Below are 25,281 nucleotides of genomic sequence, written 5' to 3' on the forward strand. Positions count from 1 at the left end.
ACCCCTGGCACCTGCGATGGCCCCGCCCCGGATCCTTCCGGGGCGGGGCCGTCGTCGTTCTCCGTACCGCCCTCGGACGCGCCCCCGGCCGGACGGTCACCCGGTCACCCGGACGCGCGACTCCGGAAGCCCGGCACGCGCGGTCTCTCTCCGGGCCCACCGGTGGGCCGGGGTCCGCACACCCGCGGAAGGGGTGGTCAGCCGCCCGTGGACGGACCGAGGGGGGCCTCGGTGCTGTCGACCAGCTCGCAGTCGGCCACGGGTCCGTCGGAAACGCGCGCCCAGATGCCCGCGACCGTCAGGTGCGGCTGCCCGGAGACGCTGAACTCCAGCACCGCGACCTGGCCGTCTCCGACGGCCCTGGGGTCGATCGTGAAGCCGGACTCCTGGGCCTCCGGTCCCGGCCAGACCAGGAGGGGAACCTCCTCCCTGGCCAGGAAGCTCCGGCTGCGGGGCTGCGGGCTGCACCTCTTGCCCCTGGGGATGTAGTCCACCACCGCGTTGAGCCCCATGGCCCGCAGATCCGCCTGCAGGCTCTTGGGCTCCCTGGCCTCGTTGATGGTGACGAAGATGGTGCCGTCGTCATTCTTGGAGATGGCATAGGCCGCGCCGCCGCCGAGGGCGAGCGGGGCGGCGATCGCCGCGGCGGCGGCCAGCGCCAAGGTCAGGAGGGCAGGGCGCGGTAGCCGCCACTTCGGCGTGGCGGGCCGGGCGTCCTGGCGTATCTCGCTCATCAAGAACTCCTTGAGCGGTCGGTGACGGCCCGCCGGAAGGTCCCGCTCCACCGGGAGCGGCAGCAACCGGGCCAGTTCCTCGATCTGATCGCGATCGGGCCGGGGCTTGGCGGTATTCACAGGGTTTTCTCCCGAACGAACCGGACCGCGTTCTCGCGGTCACCTTCTACCTGTCCGGACCGCCCTCGCGGTTCCCGGTCTTCTCCCACCGCCGCCGTTGTGACCGCGTCCGCGCCCGTATTCACGACCGCGCCCGTGGCGACCTTCCGCAGCCTCTTCCGCGCCCGCGAGAGCCGGGAGCGGACCGTGCCCACCGGCACGCCGAGAGCCTCCGCAGCCTCGGTGTACCCGAGCCCGGCCCACACGCACAGTGCGAGCACCTCCCGCTCGGGCCTGCGCAGCGCGTCCAGGGCCGTCCGCACCGAGGCCAGCAGCTCGCCGTCGTCGACGCGGGCCGCGACCTCCTCGGCGATGTCCGGCGTCGCCTCGCCCGGAGGCAATCTGGCCAATGCGTCCGCGTGCCGCCGGGCGGCACGCCTGATGTTGCGGGCCACGTTGGTCGCGACGCCCAGCAGCCAGGGCCGCAGCGAGCCGCCGTCCGTGTCGACCCTGCTCCGCAGCCGCCACGCCTCGAGGAAGGTCAGGGACACTACGTCCTCGGCGGCCGACCAGTCGCCGGTCAGCCGGAAGGCGTGGTTGTAGACCGAGCGTGCGTGGTCGTCGAACAGCTTGCTGAAGGAGTCCGGATCCCCGGCGCGTATCCGGGCACGCATAGTCGTTTCCACACACATGTACTGTCCGCTCGAACCCGCTGGTTCCTGAAATTCCAGGACATCATCTTCAGACGCTCGTGGCACCCGTACGACCCCGGCCGACGGCCGGCCAGGTCCGCGACACCGGAAAATAAGACTTCCTTGACAACATAATTTGTCGGTCATAGTCTGTGGTCATGCAGGACATCGCCGTGATCGAGGACCCGGCCGCCGCCGAGGCCTCGCTGGACCCCATCCGGGCCCGGCTGCTGGCCGAGCTGAGCGAGCCCGGCTCCGCGACCATGCTGGCGGCCAAGGTCGGCCTCCCTCGCCAGAAGGTCAACTACCACCTGAAGACGCTGGAGGCGCACGGGCTCGTCGAGATGATCGAGGAGCGGCGCAAGGGCAACGTCAACGAGCGCATCATGCGCGCGACCGCGGCCTCCTACGTGATCTCCCCGACCGCGCTGGCGTCGGTCGAGCCCGACCCGGCACGTTCCCCCGACCAGCTGTCGGCGGGCTGGCTGCTCGCCGTCGCGGCCCGGCTGGTCCGCGACGTCGGGACGCTCATCACCGGCGCCGCCAAGGCGCGCAAGCGCGTCGCGACCTTCGCGATCGACGGTGAGGTGCGCTTCGCCTCGGCCGCCGACCGGGCCGCGTTCGCCCAGGAGCTCGCCGGAGCGGTCACGGCCCTGGTGTCCAAGTATCACGACGAGTCCGCCGAGAAAGGCCGCGACCACCGGATCATCGTCGCCGTCCACCCGAGCGTGAAGGAAACCCGATGACGCACCCGTTCGAACTGAGCCAGGAGATCGAGCTCGCCGCCACCCCCGAGCAGGTCTGGGACGCGATCGCGACCGGGCCGGGCGTCGACTCCTGGTTCATGGGACGCACCGAGCTCGGCACGTCCGCCGGCAGCCCGGCCCACCTCACGGTGATGGGCCACACCCAGCAGGCCACGATCACCGCCTACGAGCCCGGCACCCGCCTCGCGACCCGCGGCGCGGAGGCTCCCGACGGCCGATTCATGGCGATGGAGTATCTCGTCGAGGGGCGCGGCGGCGGCACGACCGTGCTGCGGCTCGTGCAGCACGGCATGCTCGGTGACGACTGGGAGACCGAGTTCGAGGCGATGAAGGCCGGCTGGCCCATCTACCTGGAGACCCTCCGGCAGTACCTCGTCCACTTCACCGGCCGCACCCCGTCGTCGCTCACGGCGGCCTTCCGGCCCGGAGCGGGCGGCCCGGAAGCCGTCTGGAAGATCGTCACGGAGTCGCTGGGCGTCACGCCTGGCGTCGAAGAGGGCGACGACGTCCGGCTCCCCGACGGCTCCACCGGGGTCGTCTACTACGCGAACCTGCCCGTCAACCTGGGCGTCCGGACGGACGAGGGCCTGTACCGGTTCATCTACTCCGGCGCCGCCCGCGGCGACGCCCTCGTCCTCGGCCACCAGAAATTCGCGGGCCGCGACGAGCAGGCCGCGTGGGACGCCTGGATGGCCGAGAACTTCGCCTGACCGGCCACTCCCGGCCGGCTTGTCCAAAGCAGTGGTGCCATACCTCACCGATACACCCCCTTCCGATACACCCCCTCAAGGAGCGAATCCCATGCGTATCGTGATCATCGAGTTCATGAGCCTCGACGGCGTCGTGCAGGCGCCGGGCGGACCCCAGGAGGACACCGACGGCGGCTTCGCCCACGGCGGCTGGTCGGCCCCGTTCTTCGACCCGGAGGTGGTCGGCGGTGCCTTCGACGACGCGATGAGCGGGGCCGAGGGGCTGCTGTTCGGGCGCCGCACGTGGCAGACCATGGCCGCGGCGTGGCCCGGGCGAGCCGGCGACCCGTTCGCCGACCGGATGAACGCCATCCCGAAGTACGTCGTGTCCCGGACGCTGGGCGACGACGAGCTGACGTGGAACAACACCACCCGCATCCCCGGTGACGAGGCCGTCGCCCACATCCGGAAGCTGCGCGAGACCGACGGCGGCGACCTGGTGGTCATGGGAAGCCCCACCCTCGCCCGCACCCTCCTGAGCGAGGGCCTGGCCGACGAGCTCCGGCTCACGGTCATGCCGGTGATGCTCGGCGGCGGAAAGTCGATCTTCCCCGACGACGGTGGCCTGCGCACGCTCGAACTGGTCTCCACGGTCACCAGCGCCGCGGGCGTGAACGTGTGCGTCTACCGGACGGCCGGCTGAATCTCCGGGACGTCCCGGTGATCAGAAGGTGACCGGGGTCGCCCGCTCCAGGCGGGCGACCTCGTCCTGCGAGAGCCGCAGCGCACCGGCGGCCACGTTGGCGACCAGGTGGTCGGGGTTGCCGGTGCCCGGGATGGCCAGCACGTGCGGCCTTTGCCGCAGTGTCCACGCCAGCCGGACCTGCGCGGCCGTCGCCCCGTGGGCACGCGCGACGGCGAGGACCTCGTCGTTCTCGGTGCCGCTCGCGCCCGTCTCGCGCCCGTCCCCGGCGATCGCGAAGAACGGCACGAACGCGATGCCCTGCTCGCCGCAGGCGCGCAGGAACTCGTGACGCTCGGGGCTCGCCCCGATGCCGTACCTGTTCTGCACGCAGACCACCGGGGCGATGGCCAGGGCCTCGGCGAGGTGCTTGGGCCTGACGTTGGAAATGCCCAGGTGGCGGATGAGCCCGGCGTCGCGCAGCTCGGCCAGCGCGCCGAAGCGCTCGGCGATCGAGTCGGGGCCGTGGACGCGCAGGTTCACCACGTCGAGGTGGTCACGGCCGAGCTGGCGGAGGTTCTCCTCGACCTGGCCGCGCAACTGCTCCGGCCTGGCCAGGGGCAGCCACGCCCCCGAAGGATCCTTGCCCGGCCCGACCTTCGTGGTGATCACCAGATCATCCGGGTACGGGGCCAGCGCCCGGTTGATCAGCTCGTTGGCGGAACGCAGCGGCGAGAAGTAGAACGCGGCGGTGTCGATGTGGTTCACCCCGAGCTCGACCGCGCGGCGCAGCACGCCGATCGCCCGGTCACGGTCGCTCGGCGTGCCGTCGGCGTTCGCCGTCAGCCGCATCGCGCCGAATCCGATCCGGTTGACGACCAGGTCGCCGAGCTGCCACGTACCCGCCACCGCCGCCGTGATGCTTTCCGACTTCATGGACGAAGTCTGCCAGCACCGTCCAACCGCCCAGGAACGCCGAGCAGCGGGTGCGGATCCTCACGAATCCGGACATCTTCGGAGAGAGGCGATCGCGAAGGCTCCTCGAGGCCCCTGTTCGCGAGGTCGACAACGCGCTGCCCGTCTGAGGGGTCAGGGCCACTCCATCTGAGGGGTCAGGAAGGTCGCGGGCAGGGGTCGCCGGTCATGCTCGGGCCGGGCACCTCGGGCCGCTTGAGCGTGGGCGTGGCGAACAGGGTGGCCTTGCCCGGCTCGCTCATGTGGCCCTCCTGCACGTACCAGGTGCCGGGCACCGAGGAGCGGAAGTCCTTGCCGTCGAAGTACGTGCCCACGGTCACCCCGCGTTCCCGCAGCAGCCCGCGCACGAGATCCACGGACCTGCCGAGGAAGGGCACGCAGTGCAGGGGCTCGCCGGCCTCCTGGAGCGGGCGCAGTACGGTGTACCGCTCGCCCCGGTTGGCCTTGCGCCCGAGCGTCACGGTCGCCGACCCGGTGAAGTCGACGGGGACCTTCAGCCCGATCGGGCACTGCCACTGGACGGCGCAGGCTCCCGGCTCCCGGATCGCGGAGACGTGTTCCTCGCTGCGCTCGATCTCCTCCATGCTCCGGCCGTTCATCCCCGCGTCCCAGGTGAAGATGCCGCCCTCGACGGCCGGAGGCACCGGTTCGACCCGCAGCCGGATGTCGAGGCCGCGCTCGCGGAGCTGGGCCTCGTACAGCTTCGGGTCGGCGAACAGGTCCTTGACGGTGATGACGTAGAAGGCTCCCCGCCGCTCGATGTCCAGCGCGTCGGCCTGGCTGGGGGTCACGCCCAGACCGCCCGGCAGCAGCCCGCCGACCATCACGACGGCGGCGGCGGACCCGGTGACCAGCAGGGCGGCCGTGCGCGGGCGGAGCGGTCCCCGGGAGAGTCGCCGGGTGACGGTGGCGGGCTCACGGGGGGTGGCCGTCAGCTCGTCGAGCAGTTCCAGCGCCCCGGCGGTCAGACCCGGGCCGGGGCCGGGGTCGATGTCGGCGACCATGCGGTCGATCCGGTGCCTCATCACTTCGCCTCCATCAGTTTCGTGGCACGCGAGCCGTACCGGGCCAGGTCGAGACCGGCTGAGGCGAGCTCCTTGGCCAGGCGTTTGCGCGCCCGGTGCAGCCGCACCCGTGTGGAGGGCCGGGAGCAGCCGAGCACGACCGCGATCTCCGTCGCGCTCAACCCCTCCCAGCCGGCGAGTGACAACACCTCGCGGTCGTCGGGCGACAGCCGCCCGAACGCCGCGCGGACCGCGTCCGGGTCCCGCTCCACCGTCGGCTCGTCCAGCACGGCCAGCTCCGCGCGCAGCCGTACGGCGAGCGCGCCCTGCCGCTTCTCCCCTCGGCGCTGGTTCGCCAGCACTCGCCGCGCCACGCCGTACAACCATAGCCTGGCCTCGTCCGCCGGAGGGATCTCGCCGACCCTGCGCCAGGCGGTCGCGAACGTCTCGGCGATCGCGTCGGCGGCGTCGTCGGGCGAATCGGTCCGGCGCCGTACGTAGCTCGTCACCGTTTGGTAGTTGGTCATGTAGATCTCCTCGAACTGCTGCTTCGAGTCGGGCGGGGCCACACGGATGTCCTTCCCCCGGGGGTCTGCATCAGAGGAGATGTCCGGATACGCCACGTCGTTACAGCGGAAATCCGAGGATCGTGAAAACGTCGCCGCTCGCCCGAGAGGGGCACGGCCGACGCAGGAGACGACAGCCGAGACCGGCGTCCTTGGGGGGAGCCGAAGTTCGGCTCAGTGACGACCTGCCAGGACCATGACCCGGTCACCGCGCTTCGGGCTCACGCCGAAACCCCCACCGGCCCGAAGTCGCCGCGCGTGGCCTTACGAGCCTGGGCGTAGCGGGCGGGATCGGCCTCGATCCGAGCGGTCGCCCGCCAGCCTGCGATGACCTCCTGTGCGGTGACGCCGACATCCGGTTCCGCGGGAAACGATGGCCACCGGATGGGGCGTTCACCACGACACCGAGGCGGGTACCGCCGTCTGGTTCCACTTGCCAGCGGGCGACGTACTCCCCGACAGAACCCCATAAGCCACCCACGGCGAGCGAGCCCTGGCGAGCGCCCCCTGCGCTCCTTCCCGCACCGGCGCTTCAGCTACGGCGAACAACCCCGAACGACCCCGTACGGATTGCTTCAGCGTCCCAGCGCACACTGGGCGGCCCGTAAGAGAGCGACTACGGACCGCACGAGGTACGGAGAGGCCGGTCGTGTGCGGAGGTGGGTGGGTGTTCCGGGCGGCTTGTAAGAATCCGTAACCAGCGCGCCCGCCAGGCCGGAGGCCTGACGCACCGGACGGTCACCAACGACGGCCGCCCGGAGCACCCACCCACCGGAGCGCGAACACACCCCAACACGCCCTACCGGCCAAGCAGCCGATGAATACCAGGCAGAGCGGCCGGACGGCATCCGTCGTATCGAGCCCAGGGAAAGAGTCCCCGCTTCCGGGAACCGCTCCACAACATCAGATCATGACGTGCGCCTCGGGATGCCCGGCGAAGGAGAACTGGGCGTTGCGGGTGAGCTTGATGTCGTCGGCCTGCCAGGTGTGCATGGTCTTGTCGCCGCTGCGCCAGTAGACGAAGTTGAACCGGTCGGCGGAGTAGATCTTGACGCGGTCCTCCTTGAGGCGGCGGACCAGCCGGGTGTCCTCGCCGCGCGTGACGTCCTCGAACCCGTAGTGCCGGAACATGTCGGCCTTGCCGAGGAAGGTGCCGCCCTGCACCAGGAAGGCGTACCGGTGCTCCAGCCCGGGCAGGCGCAGCATCGTGGTGTTGCTGCCCTCGAAGTAGGCGTAGTGCGCGCCCTTGCCCACCAGCTCGGCGTCGGAGTAGTCGAAGGAGCGGGCCAGGTCCGACAGGTAGTGCTCGCCGTACAGGTTGTCGTCGTCCATCTTGGCGATCAGCTCGCCCTCGGCGGCGGCGATGCCCATGTTGAGGCAGGCGCCCAGCGACAGCGACTCGTCGGCGGGCAGGACCACCACGTCGGTGATCCCGGCCATCCGGGCCTTGTCGGCGACGACGACGGGGTCGATGTCGAGGCCGTGCAGGACCATGACGAGCTGGACGGGCCGGTGGATCTGCCGGGCCACCGAGGAGATCGCGTGCTCGATCTGGGAGGCGCGGTTGGTGGGCAGGACCACCGAGATCGACCGGGTCCGCTGCTGCACCGGCTTGCCGAGGATCCCGAGGATCTGGTCCACGCGGTGCGAGAACAGGTGCTTGTCGAAGACCTCGCGCATGGCCAGGTGCCCCTGACGGGCGCGCAGCTCCGGGCTGTTGATCAGGTGCAGGACCTGGTTGTACGACTCCAGCTCGTCACGGGCGATTGGGATCAGCGACCCGAAGGTCTCCTCGATGGCCCGGGACCAGCCGGAGACCATCGACGTCGAGCAGGCCGACAGCTCGAAGACGCGGCGGGCGCACATGGTCGGCGAGTCGAGCACCGAGTTCACGTTGAGGAAGACCTTGTACATCTTGTACGCGGCCAGCATCTGGTCGTACGGCAGCTCGCCCACGATGTGCGGGACGTACTCCTTCGGCCAGGCGTACTTCTCGTCCACGGTGCCGTTGCGGGCGAAGATGTGCAGCCCGAGCTCGCGGATCGGGGCGAGGACGGTCTCCATCTGCTCGCGGCGCTCGGGGTGCTTGTCCCGAAAGTACATGCCCGCGAAGACCACGTCGTTCACGCGCCCGCGCTTGTCCTGGATGGGGTTGTGCACCCGGGGCTGCGCGGCGAACTGCAGGACGTCGACCCGATCGTGGCCCAGCACCTCGCGGTAGCGGGGGACCATGTCGCCGTCGCAGGTGAAGACGTAGTCGAACAGCTTGGCCGTGTCGATGAAGAAGTCGAAGTTGGGCGGGTCCTCCTTGTTCCAGAAGACCGTGGGGATCCCCTCGGCGCGGCACCAGTCGATGAGGGCGAGCAACTCGGGCTTGGGGGCCTTCGTGCCGGTCATCTGGTAGCGCCAGCGGCCCTGGTTGCCGTGCCAGGCCGACTCCACGAACAGCAGCTCCGGCCGGCGCTCGGCGAAGATCTCAGGCCAGTCGCGCAGCCCGAACTCGATCTGGTCCCACTCGTACTTGAACGCCATCCGGGAGAAGTCGTCCAGGATGACCGCGACCTTCATGTCGGGGCGGACGATCGGACCGGCCGGCCACTTGACCTGCGGCACGTCGACCACGGGCCCCTGGTTCTTGAGCTCCTCGACCACCTCGGCCACCGGGCGGGGCGGCTTGGGCCCCTTGCGGGCCTGCAACGCGGAGCGCAGCTTGCCGGGCAGCGCGGTGACCCCAGGACCCTTGGCCGCCGTCAGTGCCTCGGCCACCCGGTAGGGGCGCTGCACCTTGGTCGACTCCAGCTTCCACTGCGCGTAGTCGGCCCGCGCCTCGGCGATGGCGAGCCGCCGCTCCAGGTCCTGGACGCGCTCCTCGAGGCGCTCGACGACCTTGCGCTCCTCGGGCAGCCAGTTGATCGGCCCGAGACGCTGGAACTTCGGCTCTTCTGGGGTCTCATCGCTCATGGGGAATCGCCTTTGTCAGGGGTCGTGCCAGCGTACGACCATAGCCGTACCGAAATAGTCGTTTTAAAGGGATTTGGGCGATACCGATTGTCCGGCCGGTGAGAGGTTGCCGCCGTGCAGCCAGCTCTCGATCACCCGGGCGATCCGGGGGCCGGCCTTGCCGTCCCAGAGCGGGGGCAGCTCGCCGGACGGCGTCGCCGCGCCGTCCGCCAGCGCGCGGTCGGCCGCGGCGGGCAGCTGCGCGGGGGTGACGAGCCGGTTGGTGCCGTGCGTGATGGTGATCGGCCGCTCGGTGTTGGGCCGCACCGTGAGGCAGGGGACGCCCAGCATGGTCGTCTCCTCCTGCACGCCGCCGGAGTCGGTGACGACCAGCGTCGCGCCCCGCACCAGGGACAGGAAGTCCACGTAGCCCAGCGGGTCGACGATGAGGAGGTTCTCCCCGTTCACCAGTCCCGCCTCCGCCAGGCGGGTCCGGCCACGCGGGTGCAGCGGCACCACGACCGGGAGGCGCTCGCTCACCGACAGCACGGCGTCGACCAGCTCCTTGGCGGAGGCCGGGTCGTCGACGTTGCCGGGACGGTGCAGGGTGGCCACCGCGTACCGCTCGGGGATGCCGAGCCGGGAACGGACCGGGGCCGGGTCGAGGTGGTCGAGCGCGGAGAACAGGCTGTCGATCATCGGGTTGCCGACGAGGTGCACCCGGGCCGGGTCGACGCCCTCGGCGGCCAGGTGGGAGAGCGCGTCCGGCGAGGTGGCGAAGAGGATGTCGGACAGGCCGTCGGTGACGACCCGGTTCACCTCCTCGGGCATCTCCCGGTCGAAGGAACGCAGGCCCGCCTCCACGTGCGCGGTCGGCACGTGGAGCTTGGCGCAGACGAGGATCGCGGCCAGTGTCGAGTTCACGTCGCCGTAGACGACGACCAGCGTGGGACGGTGCTCGAGCACCACGTCCTCCAGACCGACCAGCAGCGCCGCCGTCTGGCGGGCGTGCGAGCCGGAACCGACGCCGAGGTTGGCGATCGGCTCGGGGAGGCCGAGGTCGGCGAAGAACACGTCCGACATGAGCGCGTCGTAGTGCTGACCGGTGTGGACGATGCCCTGTCGCACCCCGAGTTCGGTGAGCGCGCGCACCACGGGCGCGGCCTTCACGAAGTTGGGACGCGCGCCGAGCACGTGCAGGACGAGGGGATTATCGGGGCCCTGAGCAGCGCCCGGACGGGCAAAGTCCCTCATTGACCTCGCCTTTCATGCGGCAGTGGGGCAAACGTTGCCTATGGTACGGTCACGGCGTGGTATCCGATGCCAACAGGCCAGACTCCCCCTCGGTTCCAGCGAAGGTTCCGGCGAAGCCCCCGGGTCCGGCGACATCCTCGGTGCCGGCGACACCCTCCCCCTCGGTGACGCCTCCGGCCGTTGAGACCCCCGCCGTCGAGCCCGCCGCTTCGGTGACCCCTCCAGACGTCGAGGCTCCCGCCGAGACCTCGGCTCCGGTGACGCCTCCGGCGGCCGGGACCTCCACCTTCGCGGAACCGGAACGGTCCGAGACGCCCTCCGTTCCGGAGACGCCCTCCGTTCCGGAGACGTCCCCCGTCCAGGAGACGCCCTCCGCCCAGGAGACGACCCCGGTCGTGGAGGAGCCCGCCGTGGACACGCCCACGGAGCCGCCACCCCCGCCGAGCGCGGAGACGTCCCCGGCCCCGGACATGCCTCCCGCCCCGGACATGCCTCCCGCCCCGGACACGCCTCCCACCCCGGACACGCCTCCGGTCTCCGACATGCCCGCGGTCACGGCGAGGCCCTCGGACGAGGACGAGGAGAAGGTCCCCGCGTCGCTCCCGGCGGCGTCCACGCCCCCGGCGGCCCCGGTGTCGGCGAAGTCGGCCAGAGCGGGACTGCGCGGGCTGATCAAGGGCTTCGTCCAGCACCCGGTCATCGTCTCCCGGGTCGTGGCGACCAAGGTGAAGTCCGACCCGGTGCGCGTGGCGCAGGCGGCGGCCGAGACGCTCCCGCCGAGCGTCCGCCCCGTCGTGGGCCGGTTCGCCTGGCCCGTCGCGCGACGCGCCAAGATCGTCGTGCGCAAGCTCGGCATGCGCCTGGTGAAGGGCCCGTGGAGCGAGGCGAAGGAGCACTTCGACTCCGGCCGGATGAGCGAGGCCGCCGCGGTGCTGCAGGCCCACACGCGCTACCCCTTCATCAAACGCCGGTACGCCTACTACGCCGGAGAGCTGGCCGCGATCCAGCCGAACCCGATCCCGCCCAAGGCGAAGGTGATCGTGGGCGAGCGGTTCCAGGGCCGGGTGCTGCACTGCGTGACCAACGCGCTGCCGTACACGCAGGCCGGATACACCGTCCGCACCCACCGCATCGTCACCTCGCAGAAGGCCGCCGGGCTCGACCCGCACGTCGTGACCAGCTGGGGCTGGCCGATGATGCAGGGGCACGCCGACGCGACGCCGTACGAGGAGATCGACGGCATCCCCTACCACCGGCTGATCCCGAGCGGCGAGGTGCCGTTCGAGAGCCAGGGGCGGATGATCCGCGGCGCCGGAGAGGTGACCGAGCTGGTCAGGACGCTGCGACCGCAGGTGCTGCACGCCGCGACCGACCACCGCAACGGATCGGTGGCGCTGGCCGTGCGCGAGCGCACCGGCACGCCGATGGTCTACGAGGTGCGGGGCTTCCTGGAGGAGACCTGGGCCTCCCGCGACCCCAAGCGCATCGGCAGCCAGCGGCACGTGCTCCAGCGCGACCGCGAGGCGTTCATCATGCGTTCCGCCGACGCCGTGGTCACCCTCGCGGAGACCATGGCCACCGAGATCGTCGAGCGCGGGGTGCCGAGGGAGAAGATCTATCTCGCGCCGAACGCGGTGGACGACTCGCTGCTCAGCGCCGAGTACGACGGTGCGGCGTTCCGCGCCGCGTACGGCATCGAGCCCGGCGAGATCGTGATGGGCTCGGTGTCGAGCATCGTGGCCTACGAGGGCTTCGCCACCATGATCAACGCGGCCGCGCTCCTGCGGGACGAGGGCGCGCCGGTCAGGGTGCTGCTCGTCGGCGACGGCGTGGAGCGGGCGGCGCTGCTCGAACAGGTCGAGGAGCTGGGACTGGGCGACGTCGCGATCCTGCCGGGACGGGTCGGTCCCGACGAGGCCCTGCAGGCGCAGGCGGCGATCGACATCTTCGTCTGTCCCCGTGAGGACCTGCGCGTCTGCCGACTCGTTACGCCATTGAAACCCGTCGAGGCGATGGCCCTCGGCAAGCCGGTCGTGCTGAGCGACCTGCCCGCCCTCTCCGAGCTCGTGGGCTCCGAAGGGGCCGGGCTTCTGGTGCCCGCGGGAGACCCCGAGGCGCTGGCCAAGGCGATCGCCGGGCTGCGTGACGATCCGGAGCGAAGGGCCGAGATGGGTGAGGCCGGACGGGCCGAGGTGGCGGCGAAGCGTACGTGGAGCCGCATCGCGGAGACTTACCGTGATATTTACCGATCGATTGCTGGTTGATGGTCTCGTGTTGGTAACGGGGAACCCAGTCGTTTGCGATGCGTTCAATCGCATTAGGCGTAGCTCGTTCGGACTTGAGATAGCCTTTGCGACCATGAAGTGTTGTTTCCGGCGTTCCAAGGTCATCCAGTGACTGCCTACGACCTGGCCATCATCGGTCTGGGCTACGTCGGCATGCCCCTGGCCAAGGAGGCCACGGCGGCTGGTCTGCGGGTCGTCGGCTTCGAGGTCGACCCCGTCAAGGTCGAGGCCCTCAACGCGGGCACGTCCTACATCGACGACCTGACCGACGCCGACCTTGAGCACATGCTGGCGGGGGGCTTCACCGCCACGCTGGACGAATCGGTCCTGGCCGACAGCCGGACCATCGTCATCTGCGTGCCGACTCCGCTGGACGAGGACCACCGCCCCGACCTGTCGGCGGTCGAGGGTGCCACCGGCACCGTCGCCCGCAACCTGCGCGCCGGCTCGCTGGTGGTCCTGGAGTCCACCACCTGGCCCGGCACCACCGACGAGGTCGCGCGGCCCATCCTGGAGAAGGGCTCGGGCCTCACCGCGGGCACCGACTTCCACCTCGCCTTCTCGCCCGAGCGCATCGACCCGGGCAACCCCAAGTACGGCCTGCGCAACACCCCGAAGGTCGTCGGCGGTTACACCCCGGCCTGCAAGGACCGCGCGGTCGGGTTCTACTCGCAGTTCATCGAGCAGGTCGTGCCGGTCAGCGGCACCCGCGAGGCCGAGATGGCCAAGCTCCTGGAGAACACCTACCGCCACGTCAACATCGCCCTCGTCAACGAGATGGCGATCTTCTGTGACGAGCTCGGTGTCGACCTCTGGGAGTCGATCGAGGCCGCGGCCACCAAGCCGTTCGGGTTCCAGAAGTTCCTTCCCGGGCCCGGCGTCGGCGGGCACTGCATCCCCGTCGACCCGTCCTACCTCTCCTACACGGTGCGAAAGCTGGGCTACCCGTTCCGCTTCGTCGAGCTGGCCCAGGAGATCAACGAGCGGATGCCGTCGTACGTGGTGGCCCGCGTGCAGCGACTGCTCAACCGGCAGCGCAAGCCCGTCAACGGCTCCAGGGTGCTGCTGCTCGGTGTCACGTACAAGCCCGACATCGCCGACGAGCGCGAGACCCCGGCCCTGCCGGTCGCGCGGGCGCTGCTGGAGCTCGGCGCGGAGCTCGTCTTCGCCGACCCGTACGTCAAGGAATGGCGCGTCGACGACGTCGAGGTGCCGCGTGAGGAAGACCTCGCCACGGCAGTGGCCGAAGCCGACGTGACGCTGCTGCTGCAGCAGCACGCCGCCTTCGACCTGTCGATCGTCGAGGACCAAGGCAAGCTCGTGCTCGACACCCGAGGCGTGCTCGCCGAGGGTGAACGCGTCGAGCGGCTCTAGCGACGGAGGGCTGCGCGCAGTGCACGTGCTCGTCATGACGGTGGTGCATCACCCCGAGGACGCCCGGATCCTGCACCGGCAGATCCGCGCGCTCGTGGACGCCGGTCATGAGGTCACGTATGCGGCCCCGTACACGGCGCGGGGCGTGATGGCCCGCTCCTGGGTGAACGGCGTCGACCTCCCCCGCGCCGCCGAGCGCAAGCGGTTCGCGGCCGTGCGCGCCGCGCGCAAGGTGTTCAAGCGCATGCGCGGGCAGGTCGACCTCGTGGTCATCCACGACCCGGAGCTGCTGCTCGCGGTGGTGGGCATGCGCAAGCGGCCCCCGGTGGTCTGGGACGTCCACGAGGACACCCCGGCGACGCTGTCGCTGAAGCCCTGGCTGCCCGCGTTCCTGCGCCCGCCGGTGCGGTTCCTGGCCCGCCTGCTCGAAGGCACGGCCGAGCGGCACCTGCACCTGCTGCTCGCCGAGACCGCCTACGCCGGAAGGTTCCGCCAGGCCCACCTGGTGGTGCCCAACGAGACCTGGGTGCCCGACGAGGTGACCCCGCCGGGCGACGACCGCGTCGTCTACCTCGGCTGGCTGTCGGGGGCGCGCGGGGTGCGCGAGGCCATCGAGGTGGCCCGGCTGCTCCAGCCGTACCGGGTGGCGGTCGAGCTGATCGGCTACGCCGACCCGCAGTCGCGGCCGACGCTGAACGAGGCGGTCGCGGAGGGCGTGCTGGAGTGGCGCGACTTCATGCCGAACGACGAGGCTCTCAAGCGGCTCGACGGCGCGCTGGCGGGGCTCTCCCTGCTGCACGACGAGCCCAACTACCGGCACTCCATGCCCACGAAGATCGTGGAGTACATGGCCCACGGCATCCCGGTGATCACCACGCCCTCGCCTCGCGCGGTGGAGCTGGTCGAACGCTACGACAGCGGCATCGTCGTGCCCTGGCAGGACCCCAAGGCCGTGGCCCAGGCGGTGCTCTTCCTGCGAGACGACGCCAGGGAGCGGTATGGCCGGGGCGCCCGGGGGTATGCGGCGGCTCGTGCGAACCACCACTGGCCCAACTCGGCCCGCCGTTTCGTCTCTCAGCTGGAGGCGTGGGCGGGCGTCAAGAGCTGACCTCCGGTGCGGCGGGGCCCCCGCCGCCCGCCCGGCTCCTTATGTCTGCCTGATCACAAGAACGGTAGTGTCCTGAACGTGCGCTGGCTCATCGCTTTCCTGGGGGTGGCGATCCTCGCAGGGGTGGCGGCGTTCGTGATGACCACCCCCGCCGGGAACGGTTCCCCGACGGCGGGGAGCTCGTCGCTCGCGGCCTCGCCCTCGTCCTCCTCGCCCTCCGCCTCCGCCGCCCCCTCGGTCCCGGTGCCGGAGGTGACCGAGTTCACCGACCCGTGTGGAACGTTCGACACGACGATGCGCTGGCCGTACGCCATCACCGGCTACTGGCTGATCCCGACCGCCGACCACTGCACCTGGCGCCGGCAGTTCGGCGCGATCCACGAGGTGGGCGGCGACACGGTGATCCGGATCGGCTGGGGCCTGCAGGCGCGCAACGTCGACGACGACGGCCGGATCCTCGACGGCGACGGCAACGTCGACGCCCGCTACGAGCCGTGCGAGGAGGACGGGGTCCCGTGCGCGCTGGCGGCGGAGAACGACCTCAGGGCCGCCAACCCCGGTAACCGGGTGAGCTGGACGTTCGTCTACCGTACCGACGAGGCGTTCGGTCCCGGCCTGTTCCGCTGCCCCGAGTTCGAGCGGAAGATCGTCACGGAGAAGACCGTCTTCTACCGGATCGTCGCCCCCGACGACGGCACCGACGACCCGAGCTGCTCGAACATCCGGGCCAGGGGGCGCGGCTACCACGTGATCCTGGTCGCGGCCGCGCACGAGGACAGCCTCACCGAGCTGCTCGACCTCGGCGACCGGTTCGGGGTGAAGGTCTACCCCGCGCTGCCGCTCGCCCCGCGCGACCCGGCGCAGAAGACCCGGGCCGCCAAGCAGGGCACGGACACGCTCACCACGCTCACCCGGCGGATCATGCAGGACTACGGGGCGCGCTTCCAGGACCGGGAGTCGCTGGGCGGTTTCTACCAGCCGTTCGAACTGCAGATGCGCGAGATGAAGTACCTCGGTGACTCCGACTCCGACCATCCGACGCTCCGGGTCTACGCCTCGCAGCACGAGATCGTCGAGCAGGAGATGCCCGGCAGGCCCGTCCTCGTCAGCCCCTACCTCGACGCCCGCAAGGAGCGGCCGTTCAGCGCCACCCCCAAGCAGGTCGCCAAGGGCTTCGAGGCCCTCGCCAGGACCGGCGTCGGGATCATCGCCCCGCAGGACAGCCGGGGTACGGGCAAGGTCGGGCTGTTCTGGCCCGACCAGCGCGAGGACGAGGTCGACGAGCGGCTGCGCTCGGTCGTCGACGAGAAGACCAACGGCGACGCGTACCACGGCTCGACCCGCGACTACTATCGCGAGATGTCCCTGGCCAGGACCAGGATGGTCGAGCAGGGCTTCAACGTGCAGCTCTGGGCCAACGTCGAGGCCTTCGAGCCGACCGGCGAGGAGCGGTGCGCCGCGGGGTCCGACCGGGGACGCACCGACAAGGAGCGGCTCGACACGGCCGTGGCGCAGGTCGGACGCTACGTCTCCAAGATCGTCTCCTACATGTGGAGCGACTTCTACACCTGCGGCTCCCCGTCCCTCGCCGAGGAGATCGCCCGCGACCACGACCGGCCCATCGCGGCCGACGCGATCCGCATGCAGCGCGACATCCAGGACGGCGTGGAGATCCGCGGCTACAACATCCCCATGGGTTCCAAGGTCACGCTCACCTGGAAGGGCCAGAAGGAGCCCCACGTCGTCGACGTGGCCGGGGTGAACCTGACCGAGCCGCCGCCGGACCTGCCGGTGCGGATGAGCACGGCGTGGATCCCGTTCGACTGGTCCAAGGTGCCGGACGACACCTGGGTCCAGGTCTCGGTCGCGGGTGCCGACGGACGCGCCGCCACCGAGCCGCTGCACGTCCGCGTGCGGGTCTGACCGGTGTAACGTGCCTGCCATGGTGCCGCGCATTCCCGTCAGCGTGGACCTTGTCGTCCTCACGGTGCGCCGCCAGGTGCTGAGCGCGCTCGTCTGGCGGCGCGACAATCCGCCGTACGAGGGACGCTGGGCCCTGTCAGGCGGCTTCATCCAGCTCGACGAGGACCTGCCCGCGGCCGCGGCCCGGGTCCTCGCGGAACGGGCGGGCCTGCCGGGCGCCGCCGTGCACCTGGAGCAGCTCCAGACCTACGGCTACCCCGACCGCGACCCGCGCCAGCGCGTGCTGAGCGTGGCCTACCTCGGTCTCGCCCCGCACCTGCCGACCTCCACCGAGGCGCACATGAGCTGGCAGCCGGTCTCCGCGCTGCTGCGCGAGATGGCCTTCGACCACCGGCGCATCATGGTCGACGGGATCGAGCGGGCCCGCGCCAAGCTGGAGTACACCCCGCTGGGCGCGGCCTTCTGCCCGCCGGAGTTCACCGTCGCCGAGCTGCGCCGGGTCTACGAGATCGTCTGGGGCCGCCCTCTCGACCCGCGCAACTTCCACCGCAAGGTCACCAAGGCCGAGGGTTTCCTGGTGCCCACCGGCGGCACCACCACCCGCGACGGCGGCCGCCCCGCCAAGCTCTACCGCCGCGGCCCCGCCGTGGCGCTGCACCCCCCGATGCTCCGCTCCCTGAAGGAGTAGCCGGAGCCCCCGCCGTTGCCGAGTCCCGCTGTCGTGAGCCGTGGGGCCGCGCCGCCGATCAGAGGTCGTCTCAGAGGTCGTCGATCTCCGTCAGGTCGACGTCGACGTCGAACGGAACGCTGAGCTTCAGCCGGTCGTGGTGGATCCCCATGAGCGCGTAGGCCTTGGTCGCGGGGTCCAGCTCGTAGACGTAGACGACCGGGCGGTCGTCCTTCTCCTCGATCCGCCAGAAGTGGTCGATGCCCGCCTGGGCGTACAGGACGGGCTTGCGCTCCCGGTCGCGGACCTCCGACTCGGCGGAGACGACCTCGACGGCGAGGACGACGTCGGCCGGTTGGTAGGTGGTCTGCTTCATCCCCAGGTCGCCGGCGGCCCGGATCACCACGAGATCGGGCTCGGGGCGCTGGCGATTGCCGAGCGTCACCGTCATCTCCCTGCGAACGCGCAGGCCGGCCGGAAGGGCTCGGCGCAGCGTGGTCTCCAGGAGAAACATGATGAGTGAGTGGAAACGGGTCTGGGGGCTCACGAAGACGAGAGTGCCATCGATGAGTTCCGTGTGCGGAGGGATCCCTCGAAGTCGGTCGAGGTCCTCGGCCGAGAAGCCCTCTTTGGGGGGAAACACCCAACTGGGCAGCGGCTCCAGCTCGAGCGACTCCGTATCGTCCGCCTCGGCGTTCGGCGCCTCAGCGCTCGGCCTCTCGGCCAGCGGTGCGATGCTCATGTCGTCCTTCCGGTCGGGCACGCCTCTCACCTCCAGTGTTACAGGATGCCCCATCCGCCCGCTGCTCATAAGGTAAGGCCATGCCTCGTTTCCGCGCGATCCTGGACACGATGCCCGCCTACCGGGCGGGCAAGGCCGTGGTGTCCGCCGACGGCCGGTCCTACAAGCTCTCCTCGAACGAATCTCCCTACGAGCCGCTGCCCTCGGTGGTCGAGGCGGTCGCCAGGGCGGCGACCCAGATGCACCGTTATCCCGACCCGGCGGCCACGGAGCTGACCGGGGCGATCGCCGAGAGATACGGCGTCCCGGCCGAGCACGTCGCCCTCGGCGCGGGCTCGGTGACGGTGGCCCAGCAGCTCTTCGAGACCGTGAGCGAGCCGGGCACCGAGGTGATCTACGCCTGGCGCTCCTTCGAGGCGTACCCGCTCCTGGCCGACCTGGCCGGGGCGACCTCGGTGCGGGTCCCGCTGCTGGGGGAGACGCACCACCTGGAGGCGATGGCCGACGCGATCACCCCGCACACCCGCATGATCTTCGTCTGCAACCCGAACAACCCCACCGGCACGGTCGTCCACGCGGCCGAGCTGGAGGCCTTCCTCGACCGGGTGCCGGAGAGCGTGCTCGTCGTGCTCGACGAGGCCTACCGCGAGTACGTCAGGGACGCCGGGGTCACCGACGGGCTCACCGTCTACCGCGACCGGCCGAACGTGGCCGTGCTGCGGACCTTCTCCAAGGCGTACGGCCTGGCCGGGCTCCGGGTGGGTTACCTGATCGCCAACGAGCCGGTGGCGTCCGCCGTCCGCAAGACGATCGTGCCGTTCGCGGTCAACCACCTCGCCCAGGCCGCCGCGGTCGCCTCGCTGGCCGCCGAGGACGAGCTGATGGAGCGGGTCGACGCCGTGGTCAAGGAGCGCGACCGGGTCCGCGAGGCGCTGATCGCCCAGGGCTGGGAGGTGCCGGTGAGCGAGGCCAACTTCGTCTGGCTCCGGCTGGGGGAGCGCACGCTCGACTTCGCCGGGGCGTGCGCGACCGAGGGCGTCGCGGTGCGGCCCTTCGCCGGGGAGGGCGCCCGCGTCTCCATCGGCGACCCGGAGGCCAACGACACCTTCCTGGCCGCCGCGTCGGCCTTCCGGAGCGCCTGACCCGGCTGAACCGCCTGACCTGTCCGGCCCGGCCGCGGGCTACACGGCCGCGGGCTCCGGCTTCGCCTCCGGTGCGGGCTCTGGCTTCCCGCGTCGTTCGGTGGAGACCACCAGGGCCACGCCGATGACGATCACCACGCCGGCGGCGACCATCGAGCCGGTGACCGGCTCGCTCAGCACGAGGGCGCCCAGCACGACGGCCACGACCGGGTTGACGTAGGCGTAGGTGGAGATCAGCGAGATCGGCGCGTTGCCCAGCAGCCACACGTACGCCGTGAAGGCGACCAGCGACCCGATCACGATCAGGTAGGCCAGCGCGGTCCACGACCGCGCGGAGACGGCGGCGACGTCGAGGCGCTCGCCCATCACGGCGGCGGTGAGGGCGAGCCCGGCGCCGCCCGCCGCCATCTCCACGGCGCTCGCGGTGAAGGGGTTCGCGGGCATCGGGATGCGGGACGCCAGGAACGAGCCGGCCGCCCACGACAGCGACGCCAGCAGGATGATCACGATTCCGGCGCCGTCGGCTGCGTTGCTCCCGCCGCCCAGCGAGAGCACCGCCACGCCGCCGAACCCGATGAGCACCCCGACGAGCGTCAGCGCCCGCGGCCGGTCCCTGAACAGGACCCTGAAGATGACCAGCCAGAGCGGCGTCGAGGCCACCAGCAGCGCCGCCAGGCCGCTGGAGATGTGCTGCTCGGCCACGGCGACCATGCCGTTGCCGCCGTTCAGCAGCAGCAGGCCGACCAGGGCCGCCCCGCCCGCCTGCTTCCAGGTCATCCGGAAGGCGTCCCGGCCCTTCAGCAGGTACACCGCGACGCCGAGGACGAGCGCGGCCGTGACGAAGCGGACAGCCCCGCTGAGCAGCGGCGGGATCGTCTCGATCGTGATCATGATCGCCAGGTATGTGGAACCCCACACCACGTACACGATCGCCAGCGCCCCCCAGACGAGGAGCGCCTTGCGGCTGTCAGCACTGTCTTGACCCATAGCTCATGACAATAGCGGCTGAAACCGACAATCCGCTCGCGGGTTTCGGACCTCGGGATCCGGCGGGGCGGACCGGGACCGGCCGGGTTCGGCGACACCTTGGGCGACACCGCGTCCGGCCGGATCCGGCCGGACGCGTTCCGGGGGGTCGCGGCCCGGGGAGCCTCGCCGTACCGGACCGGGCGAGCCGTAACGGCCTGGCCGGAATGAACGGATCCTGTGAACAGGACCGGTGAACAGACCAAAATAAACAGGCCGGAATGAACAAACCGCGGTGAACACGCCGGGCCGGGCGGGCCGTGGTGAACAGCCCGCGATGAGACGCGCCGCGAGCCGGCGGGTCACGCCACGCCGGGACCGGCGCGCCGTGACCTGGGAGGTTCCGCCGTCCGGGTGCGGCGGAAGCCTCCAGGTCGGTGCGGGCCGCGCGCGGGGCTCAGCGGGTGCCGAGCTTCTCCACGATCAGCCGGTACAGCTGCCGGGGGCGCCCAGGTTGCGGCGTCCGGTTCGGCGGGAGCGGCCACGCGAGTCCCTCGTCTACCAGCGTGCGCAGCAACCGCCGTGCCGTGCGCGGGGTGACGCCGAGCATCTTGCCCGCGCCCTCCGCGTCCACCACCGTGTCCCCGCCCTCCAGCTTGGCCGCCAGCCGGGCCAGGACCTCCACGCCCTTCGGCTTCAGCGGTCCGGCGCCCTGAGGGGGCATCCTGGGCGCCGGGATCAGCGCCCTGCCCTCGCGGTCGACCGCGAAGCCCTGGGCCTGCTTGCCCGCCTGGGTGCGCGCCAGCGCGGCCCTGGCGTGCGACTCGGCGTCGTGGGTGGTGCGGCCCATGCCGACGCCCACCTCGACCGCCAGGCCCAGCTCGTCGCGGACCCGCGCGGCGAACGGCAGGACCCGGAAGCCCTCGGTGGCCGCGGCGACCGAACCGCGGGTCGCGGTGACCATGTAGCTGTGGTCGTCGACCGCGGTGACCGACGCGTTGATCCGGTTGGCCTCCTGCACCAGCAACCGGTGCAGGGACAGCCGGAGCTCGTCGCGCCAGTAGCGCGGCGCGGCCCGGCGGACCGGCTCGCGCAGCGTGGGCACCTCCACCAGGACCACGGTGAGCTGCGACTCCTCCAGCCTGTGGTGCGCGCCCAGCAGGGCCGCCGTGTGCAGCGCCGTGCGCACCGCGGCGGAGGTGGGGCGGATCCTGACCACGGGCACCCCCGCGGTCTGGAGGCGGTCGGCGACCGCGGGCAGGCAGGTGAGCGCCCCGCTCGTGCTGCCCTGGCGGGCGAGGCGTTCATGGAAGGCCGCGATCGTACCGGTGGCGCCCGGTTCGTCGCGGCTCTGCACATCCCCTGAGGGAAGGCTCAGATCGTTGTACGCCTCCTCGACCTCCGCTCTGCCCAGGACGTCGATGCTGACCCTGCGCGGGTCTATCCGCTCGTCCAGCGCGGCCCTCGCCAGCGCGGCGATCAGCGCGGCGCCGCCGAGCTGGACATACGTCGCGGGCATCGTCAGCACCCCCGATCGCCGGGCCAGGTCGTAGGGGACCGGGCTGGCGAACAGACATGCGTCGACCCCGGCTCCCAGCCGGGTGACCTTGTCGGCTGCTTCTTGCTCGTCACGGTATGCCGCCGCCACCAGGCGGCAGGGTAACGGGGCAGCCGCATGCCCCATCAACATCACCCGTTCGACGAGGTCATGGGGGCCCACCACACCGATAGTGAGGTCCGGTGTCATGGCACCCGGGCGTGACACTCGTGGCGCTTCTTCGGCCCGCTCGACCAATGTTCGTCCCATCATGCCGTCCGTTTGTTTTCGGCTCTCTTTTGGAACGATCGCTCGCGAGGGCCGTAATGTCACGCCCGATTTGCGGCCAATTCCGGAAGCAACTTCCGGGTTAAAGCCATGACTGGCATCGTTTACACAGGTCAGAGCGGTTTTTGAGCGTCTCAAACCTGCTGATTATGAAGCTGAAATCTCTCGCCGCACATCGGCCCCCAGGGACTGCATACGCTCGGCCAGATAAGAGTGCCCGCGGTCGATGAGATATCCGGATTCGATCACGGTCTCCCCCTCGGCGGCCAGGCCCGCGAGCACGAGCGCGATTCCGGAACGCAGATCGTGCGCGGTCACCTGTGTCCCGGTGAGCGGAGTGGCGCCGCGAACGACAGCACTGTTCTCTTTCACTTCAATATCGGCGCCCATCTTGTTCAGCTCTGAGGCCAGAGCGAAACGCCCATCGAAGATGCGTTCATGAATGTAACTGGCACCGTCGGCGAGACAGGCGACCGTCATGATCGGCGACTGCAGATCCGTGGCGAAACCGGGGTAGGTGTCGGTGATCACGTTGATCGGGCGCAGCGGGCGGTCCCTGCGTACGTGGAGCACCGCGCCGTGGTCGGCGAACTCCACTCCCATCTGCTCCAGCTTGTAGCGGACCACGCCGAGGTGGTCCAGGTCGGCGCCGACCAGGTTGACCTCGCCGCCGGTGACGGCGGCGGCCATGGCGAACACGCCCGCGTCGAGGCGGTCGGGCATCACGGTGTGCTCGACGGCCTGGAGCTCCTCCACGCCCTCCACGGTGATGAAGCCCGTGCCGCCGCCGCTGATCTTCGCGCCCATCCGGGTCAGCATCTCGATCACGTCGAGGACCTCGGGCTCCAGCGCCGCGTTCTCGATCACGGTGGTGCCGCGCCCGAGGGCGGCGGCCATGATCAGGTTCTCGGTGCCGGTGTGCGAGGGGGTGTCCAGGTACAGGGTGGCGCCGGTGAGGCCCGCCGACTTGACGTGGATGACCGAGTCGCCCTCGTCCACGAGCGCGCCCAGGCGCTTGTAGCCCAGGTAGTGGAAGTCGAGGTTGCGGCTGCCCAGGTTGCAGCCGCCCACGCCCTCGATGATCGCCTCACCGAGGCGGTGCAGCAGGGCGGGCACGAACAGCACGGAACCGCGGAAGCGGCGGGCGATCTCGGCGGGCAGGACCGGGCTGCTGAGCGTCGAGGCGTCGATCACCAGTGTGCGCTCCGCCTCGTGGAGCTCGACCGTGGCACCGACCGTCTCGGCCAGCTCGACCGCGCGGCGGACGTCCTCGATGATGGGGACGTTGCGCAGGACCGTCCGGCCTCTGGACGCCAGCAGCGCCGCGCCGATCATGGGAAGCACGGCGTTCTTGGCACCCTGGATGAAGGCGGTTCCACGAAGTGGGTTGCCACCGCGCACGCGGTAACGGACCATGCGTCATGCTCCTTGAAGTGGTTCGGGTGATTCATGTGGCGCGGGGCGGCAGCCGAGGTTTATCCGGCCAACAGTAGCCGTTGGATGCCCCTGAAACGGCCACTTCAGGGGGGAACTACCCCTCGGATCGCCGGTAATCATCGGCCCTCGCGGCGGCGGGCGCCGGCGGCCCGCCCGCCCGTGCTCCCCGGTGTCCCCGCGCCCCGTCGACCATGTCCCCCGCACCGCTCGCGGCCGTGCCGCGCAGAAGATCATCTCATGGTCCGCCGGCCGTGGGACATGGAGGGGCGCCGTCCTGGCGGGCGGGCGTCATCTGTCCTTCGCGCCGCCCGCGGCGGTGAGCGGTGAGGCGGCCGACAGGAGGTTGTCGGCCCTCTGGTCCACGAAGCGGGTGACGACCTGCTGGCCGTACCCGAACGCCATCGCCCAGACCAGGATCGCGGGCTGCGAGCCCAGCCCCGCGAAACCGGGCACGAAGCCCGAGTTCAGGATCAGCAGCCCGAGCACCGAGGTGGCCACCCCCGCGGGCGCCTTGAGAAGGTTCTGGACGACCGCCAGCGAGTAGCGGGTGGACAGCTCCGAGCGGGTCGACAGCGAGGCCGCGGTGGCCAGCGCCGCGCCCAGCATGCCGATCAGGGCCACGAGCGGCACGTCGCCGTGGCCGGGCTGCAGGCCGCCCGTCGGGCAGATCTGGGCGGGCATCAGCCCCTGGGTGCGGATCACCGACTGGTTGCCGCACATCGGGATGACGTTCGGCCAGATCGCGCCGATGACCACCACGCCCAGCACGATCAGGGTCAGCATGACCACCCCGCCGAGCAGCAGGTTGCGGAAGCTGCGGACCCGCCCGGTCTCCATGGCCTGCGCGGTGTACGCGGCCCGCAGCACCGACTGCATCAGCGGCCTGTCGTTCTCCCCCAGGTCCCCCGCCGCGAGCCTGGCCTGGAGGTGGACCAGCCGGGGGTCGTCGCCGGGCAGGTAGGCCCGGCCGATCGCCGCCACCTCCGGGCCCCGCCCGCACAGCTCCGCCGTCGGCAGCACGCCGTACAGCATCACGGTCGCGCTGTTGACGTTGGACCAGGCGCCCTCGACGGCCTGGCCGGTCAGCCAGCGCCGCACGCCGTGCCTGCTGCGCGCGTACGTCTCCGCGCGGGCCAGGTGCGTGCCGATGCCCTCGCCCACCGAGACCAGCTGGCCCGCCTCGTCGCGCATCGTGAGGGCCCGCTCGGCGTCGGCCCTGATCTCCTCGCTCCGGGTGGCCACGTACACCCGCCAGGTGCCGGGCCAGCGCAGCACGCCGGTGTCGCCGATCCGCTCGGGGGGCATCGCGGGGTCAAGCGACATCGTTCCTCCGGGGGGAGCGGCCTGGGACGGTCATGCCGGGGCACTGCCGACTGCCCCAGGCTTACCGCGACATGCCGATCAGGCGCT

General features: G+C 70.9%; 21 protein-coding genes. 9 read left to right on the forward strand and 12 right to left on the reverse strand.

Features of this window, described 5'->3' with window-relative positions; genetic code table 11:
- Positions 1-197: 197 nt before the first annotated feature.
- Both AB0F88_RS27020 and AB0F88_RS27025 read right to left on the reverse strand, forming a co-directional pair.
- Complete coding sequence (locus AB0F88_RS27020) at positions 198-734, reverse strand: hypothetical protein (RefSeq protein ID WP_362689720.1); 537 nt, start codon at positions 732-734, stop codon at positions 198-200.
- Between the two features lie 116 nt (positions 735-850).
- Positions 851-1,507, reverse strand: a complete 657-nt coding sequence (locus AB0F88_RS27025) for an RNA polymerase sigma factor (protein WP_362689723.1) — start codon at positions 1,505-1,507, stop codon at positions 851-853.
- A 176-nt stretch (positions 1,508-1,683) separates the two neighbouring features.
- On the opposite strand from AB0F88_RS27025, the gene AB0F88_RS27030 reads away from it, so the two are divergent.
- The 3 genes from AB0F88_RS27030 to AB0F88_RS27040 all read left to right on the forward strand — a co-directional run bounded on the left by AB0F88_RS27030 (position 1,684) and on the right by AB0F88_RS27040 (position 3,684).
- A complete protein-coding gene (locus AB0F88_RS27030; protein WP_362689726.1) occupies positions 1,684-2,271 on the forward strand; it encodes a helix-turn-helix domain-containing protein in 588 nt (195 codons plus the stop codon).
- On the forward strand, positions 2,268-3,002 hold the full coding sequence (locus AB0F88_RS27035) for an SRPBCC domain-containing protein (RefSeq protein WP_362689729.1): 735 nt from the start codon (positions 2,268-2,270) through the stop codon (positions 3,000-3,002). The genes AB0F88_RS27030 and AB0F88_RS27035 overlap by 4 nt, the downstream gene beginning before the upstream one ends.
- A 91-nt stretch (positions 3,003-3,093) precedes the next feature.
- Positions 3,094-3,684 carry a dihydrofolate reductase family protein gene (locus AB0F88_RS27040; protein WP_362689731.1) on the forward strand — a complete coding sequence of 197 codons (591 nt, stop codon included), beginning with the start codon at positions 3,094-3,096 and terminating at the stop codon, positions 3,682-3,684.
- Between the two features lie 21 nt (positions 3,685-3,705).
- Here AB0F88_RS27040 and AB0F88_RS27045 read toward each other — a convergent pair whose 3' ends face one another.
- From AB0F88_RS27045 to wecB, 5 genes are all read right to left on the reverse strand, one after another.
- On the reverse strand, positions 3,706-4,599 hold the full coding sequence (locus AB0F88_RS27045) for an aldo/keto reductase (RefSeq protein ID WP_362689734.1): 894 nt from the start codon (positions 4,597-4,599) through the stop codon (positions 3,706-3,708).
- Between the two features lie 176 nt (positions 4,600-4,775).
- The gene (locus AB0F88_RS27050) at positions 4,776-5,663 is read right to left on the reverse strand and encodes a hypothetical protein (protein ID WP_362689737.1); all 888 of its coding nucleotides are present in this window, start codon (positions 5,661-5,663) and stop codon (positions 4,776-4,778) included.
- The gene (locus AB0F88_RS27055; RefSeq protein WP_362689740.1) at positions 5,663-6,211 is read right to left on the reverse strand and encodes a sigma-70 family RNA polymerase sigma factor; all 549 of its coding nucleotides are present in this window, start codon (positions 6,209-6,211) and stop codon (positions 5,663-5,665) included. The genes AB0F88_RS27050 and AB0F88_RS27055 overlap by 1 nt, the downstream gene beginning before the upstream one ends.
- Before the next feature lie 900 nt (positions 6,212-7,111).
- Positions 7,112-9,169, reverse strand: a complete 2,058-nt coding sequence (locus AB0F88_RS27060) for a glycosyltransferase (RefSeq protein ID WP_362689743.1) — start codon at positions 9,167-9,169, stop codon at positions 7,112-7,114.
- A 63-nt stretch (positions 9,170-9,232) separates the two neighbouring features.
- A complete protein-coding gene (gene wecB, locus AB0F88_RS27065; protein ID WP_362689746.1) occupies positions 9,233-10,402 on the reverse strand; it encodes a UDP-N-acetylglucosamine 2-epimerase (non-hydrolyzing) in 1,170 nt (389 codons plus the stop codon).
- 164 nt (positions 10,403-10,566) lie between these two features.
- Here wecB and AB0F88_RS27070 point away from each other — a divergent pair, with 164 nt between their 5' ends.
- The 5 genes from AB0F88_RS27070 to AB0F88_RS27090 all read left to right on the forward strand — a co-directional run bounded on the left by AB0F88_RS27070 (position 10,567) and on the right by AB0F88_RS27090 (position 17,780).
- Positions 10,567-12,666 carry a glycosyltransferase gene (locus AB0F88_RS27070; RefSeq protein WP_362689749.1) on the forward strand — a complete coding sequence of 700 codons (2,100 nt, stop codon included), beginning with the start codon at positions 10,567-10,569 and terminating at the stop codon, positions 12,664-12,666.
- A 129-nt stretch (positions 12,667-12,795) separates the two neighbouring features.
- Positions 12,796-14,061: a nucleotide sugar dehydrogenase gene (locus tag AB0F88_RS27075; RefSeq protein ID WP_362689752.1), complete on the forward strand. Its 1,266-nt coding sequence runs from the start codon at positions 12,796-12,798 to the stop codon at positions 14,059-14,061.
- Between the two features lie 19 nt (positions 14,062-14,080).
- Complete coding sequence (locus AB0F88_RS27080; protein WP_362689755.1) at positions 14,081-15,169, forward strand: glycosyltransferase; 1,089 nt, start codon at positions 14,081-14,083, stop codon at positions 15,167-15,169.
- A 78-nt stretch (positions 15,170-15,247) separates the two neighbouring features.
- Positions 15,248-17,092 (forward strand): DUF4434 domain-containing protein, encoded by a 1,845-nt coding sequence (locus tag AB0F88_RS27085; protein ID WP_362689758.1) that lies wholly within the window; start codon positions 15,248-15,250, stop codon positions 17,090-17,092.
- A 19-nt stretch (positions 17,093-17,111) separates the two neighbouring features.
- A complete protein-coding gene (locus AB0F88_RS27090; RefSeq protein ID WP_362689761.1) occupies positions 17,112-17,780 on the forward strand; it encodes an NUDIX domain-containing protein in 669 nt (222 codons plus the stop codon).
- Between the two features lie 70 nt (positions 17,781-17,850).
- On the opposite strand, the gene AB0F88_RS27095 is transcribed toward AB0F88_RS27090, so the two are convergent.
- Positions 17,851-18,522 carry a Uma2 family endonuclease gene (locus AB0F88_RS27095; protein WP_362689764.1) on the reverse strand — a complete coding sequence of 224 codons (672 nt, stop codon included), beginning with the start codon at positions 18,520-18,522 and terminating at the stop codon, positions 17,851-17,853.
- A gap of 59 nt (positions 18,523-18,581) precedes the next feature.
- On the opposite strand from AB0F88_RS27095, the gene hisC reads away from it, so the two are divergent.
- Positions 18,582-19,643 carry a histidinol-phosphate transaminase gene (gene hisC, locus AB0F88_RS27100; protein ID WP_362689767.1) on the forward strand — a complete coding sequence of 354 codons (1,062 nt, stop codon included), beginning with the start codon at positions 18,582-18,584 and terminating at the stop codon, positions 19,641-19,643.
- A 39-nt stretch (positions 19,644-19,682) separates the two neighbouring features.
- On the opposite strand, the gene AB0F88_RS27105 is transcribed toward hisC, so the two are convergent.
- From AB0F88_RS27105 to AB0F88_RS27120, 4 genes are all read right to left on the reverse strand, one after another.
- Positions 19,683-20,630 carry an EamA family transporter gene (locus AB0F88_RS27105; protein WP_362689770.1) on the reverse strand — a complete coding sequence of 316 codons (948 nt, stop codon included), beginning with the start codon at positions 20,628-20,630 and terminating at the stop codon, positions 19,683-19,685.
- Between the two features lie 436 nt (positions 20,631-21,066).
- Positions 21,067-22,356, reverse strand: a complete 1,290-nt coding sequence (locus AB0F88_RS27110; protein WP_344746819.1) for a GTP cyclohydrolase IIa — start codon at positions 22,354-22,356, stop codon at positions 21,067-21,069.
- Between the two features lie 225 nt (positions 22,357-22,581).
- On the reverse strand, positions 22,582-23,850 hold the full coding sequence (murA, locus tag AB0F88_RS27115) for a UDP-N-acetylglucosamine 1-carboxyvinyltransferase (protein WP_362689773.1): 1,269 nt from the start codon (positions 23,848-23,850) through the stop codon (positions 22,582-22,584).
- A 309-nt stretch (positions 23,851-24,159) separates the two neighbouring features.
- Positions 24,160-25,194 (reverse strand): hypothetical protein, encoded by a 1,035-nt coding sequence (locus AB0F88_RS27120; RefSeq protein WP_362689776.1) that lies wholly within the window; start codon positions 25,192-25,194, stop codon positions 24,160-24,162.
- Positions 25,195-25,281 lie beyond the last annotated feature (87 nt).

The sequence above is a fragment of the Streptosporangium sp. NPDC023963 genome (assembly GCF_040639135.1).
Lineage (GTDB): Bacteria > Actinomycetota > Actinomycetes > Streptosporangiales > Streptosporangiaceae > Streptosporangium.

Bases quoted from the DNA above. Each gene is read 5' to 3' on its own strand.
- AB0F88_RS27020 (WP_362689720.1), bottom strand. From the start codon at position 734: ATGAGCGAGATACGCCAGGACGCCCGGCCCGCCACGCCGAAGTGGCGG.
- AB0F88_RS27025 (WP_362689723.1), bottom strand. From the start codon at position 1,507: ATGCGTGCCCGGATACGCGCCGGGGATCCGGACTCCTTCAGCAAGCTG.
- AB0F88_RS27030 (WP_362689726.1), top strand. From the start codon at position 1,684: ATGCAGGACATCGCCGTGATCGAGGACCCGGCCGCCGCCGAGGCCTCG.
- AB0F88_RS27035 (WP_362689729.1), top strand. From the start codon at position 2,268: ATGACGCACCCGTTCGAACTGAGCCAGGAGATCGAGCTCGCCGCCACC.
- AB0F88_RS27040 (WP_362689731.1), top strand. From the start codon at position 3,094: ATGCGTATCGTGATCATCGAGTTCATGAGCCTCGACGGCGTCGTGCAG.
- AB0F88_RS27045 (WP_362689734.1), bottom strand. From the start codon at position 4,599: ATGAAGTCGGAAAGCATCACGGCGGCGGTGGCGGGTACGTGGCAGCTC.
- AB0F88_RS27050 (WP_362689737.1), bottom strand. From the start codon at position 5,663: ATGAGGCACCGGATCGACCGCATGGTCGCCGACATCGACCCCGGCCCC.
- AB0F88_RS27060 (WP_362689743.1), bottom strand. From the start codon at position 9,169: ATGAGCGATGAGACCCCAGAAGAGCCGAAGTTCCAGCGTCTCGGGCCG.
- wecB (WP_362689746.1), bottom strand. From the start codon at position 10,402: ATGAGGGACTTTGCCCGTCCGGGCGCTGCTCAGGGCCCCGATAATCCC.
- AB0F88_RS27090 (WP_362689761.1), top strand. From the start codon at position 17,112: ATGGTGCCGCGCATTCCCGTCAGCGTGGACCTTGTCGTCCTCACGGTG.
- hisC (WP_362689767.1), top strand. From the start codon at position 18,582: ATGCCTCGTTTCCGCGCGATCCTGGACACGATGCCCGCCTACCGGGCG.
- AB0F88_RS27105 (WP_362689770.1), bottom strand. From the start codon at position 20,630: ATGGGTCAAGACAGTGCTGACAGCCGCAAGGCGCTCCTCGTCTGGGGG.
- AB0F88_RS27110 (WP_344746819.1), bottom strand. From the start codon at position 22,356: ATGACACCGGACCTCACTATCGGTGTGGTGGGCCCCCATGACCTCGTC.
- murA (WP_362689773.1), bottom strand. From the start codon at position 23,850: ATGGTCCGTTACCGCGTGCGCGGTGGCAACCCACTTCGTGGAACCGCC.
- AB0F88_RS27120 (WP_362689776.1), bottom strand. From the start codon at position 25,194: ATGTCGCTTGACCCCGCGATGCCCCCCGAGCGGATCGGCGACACCGGC.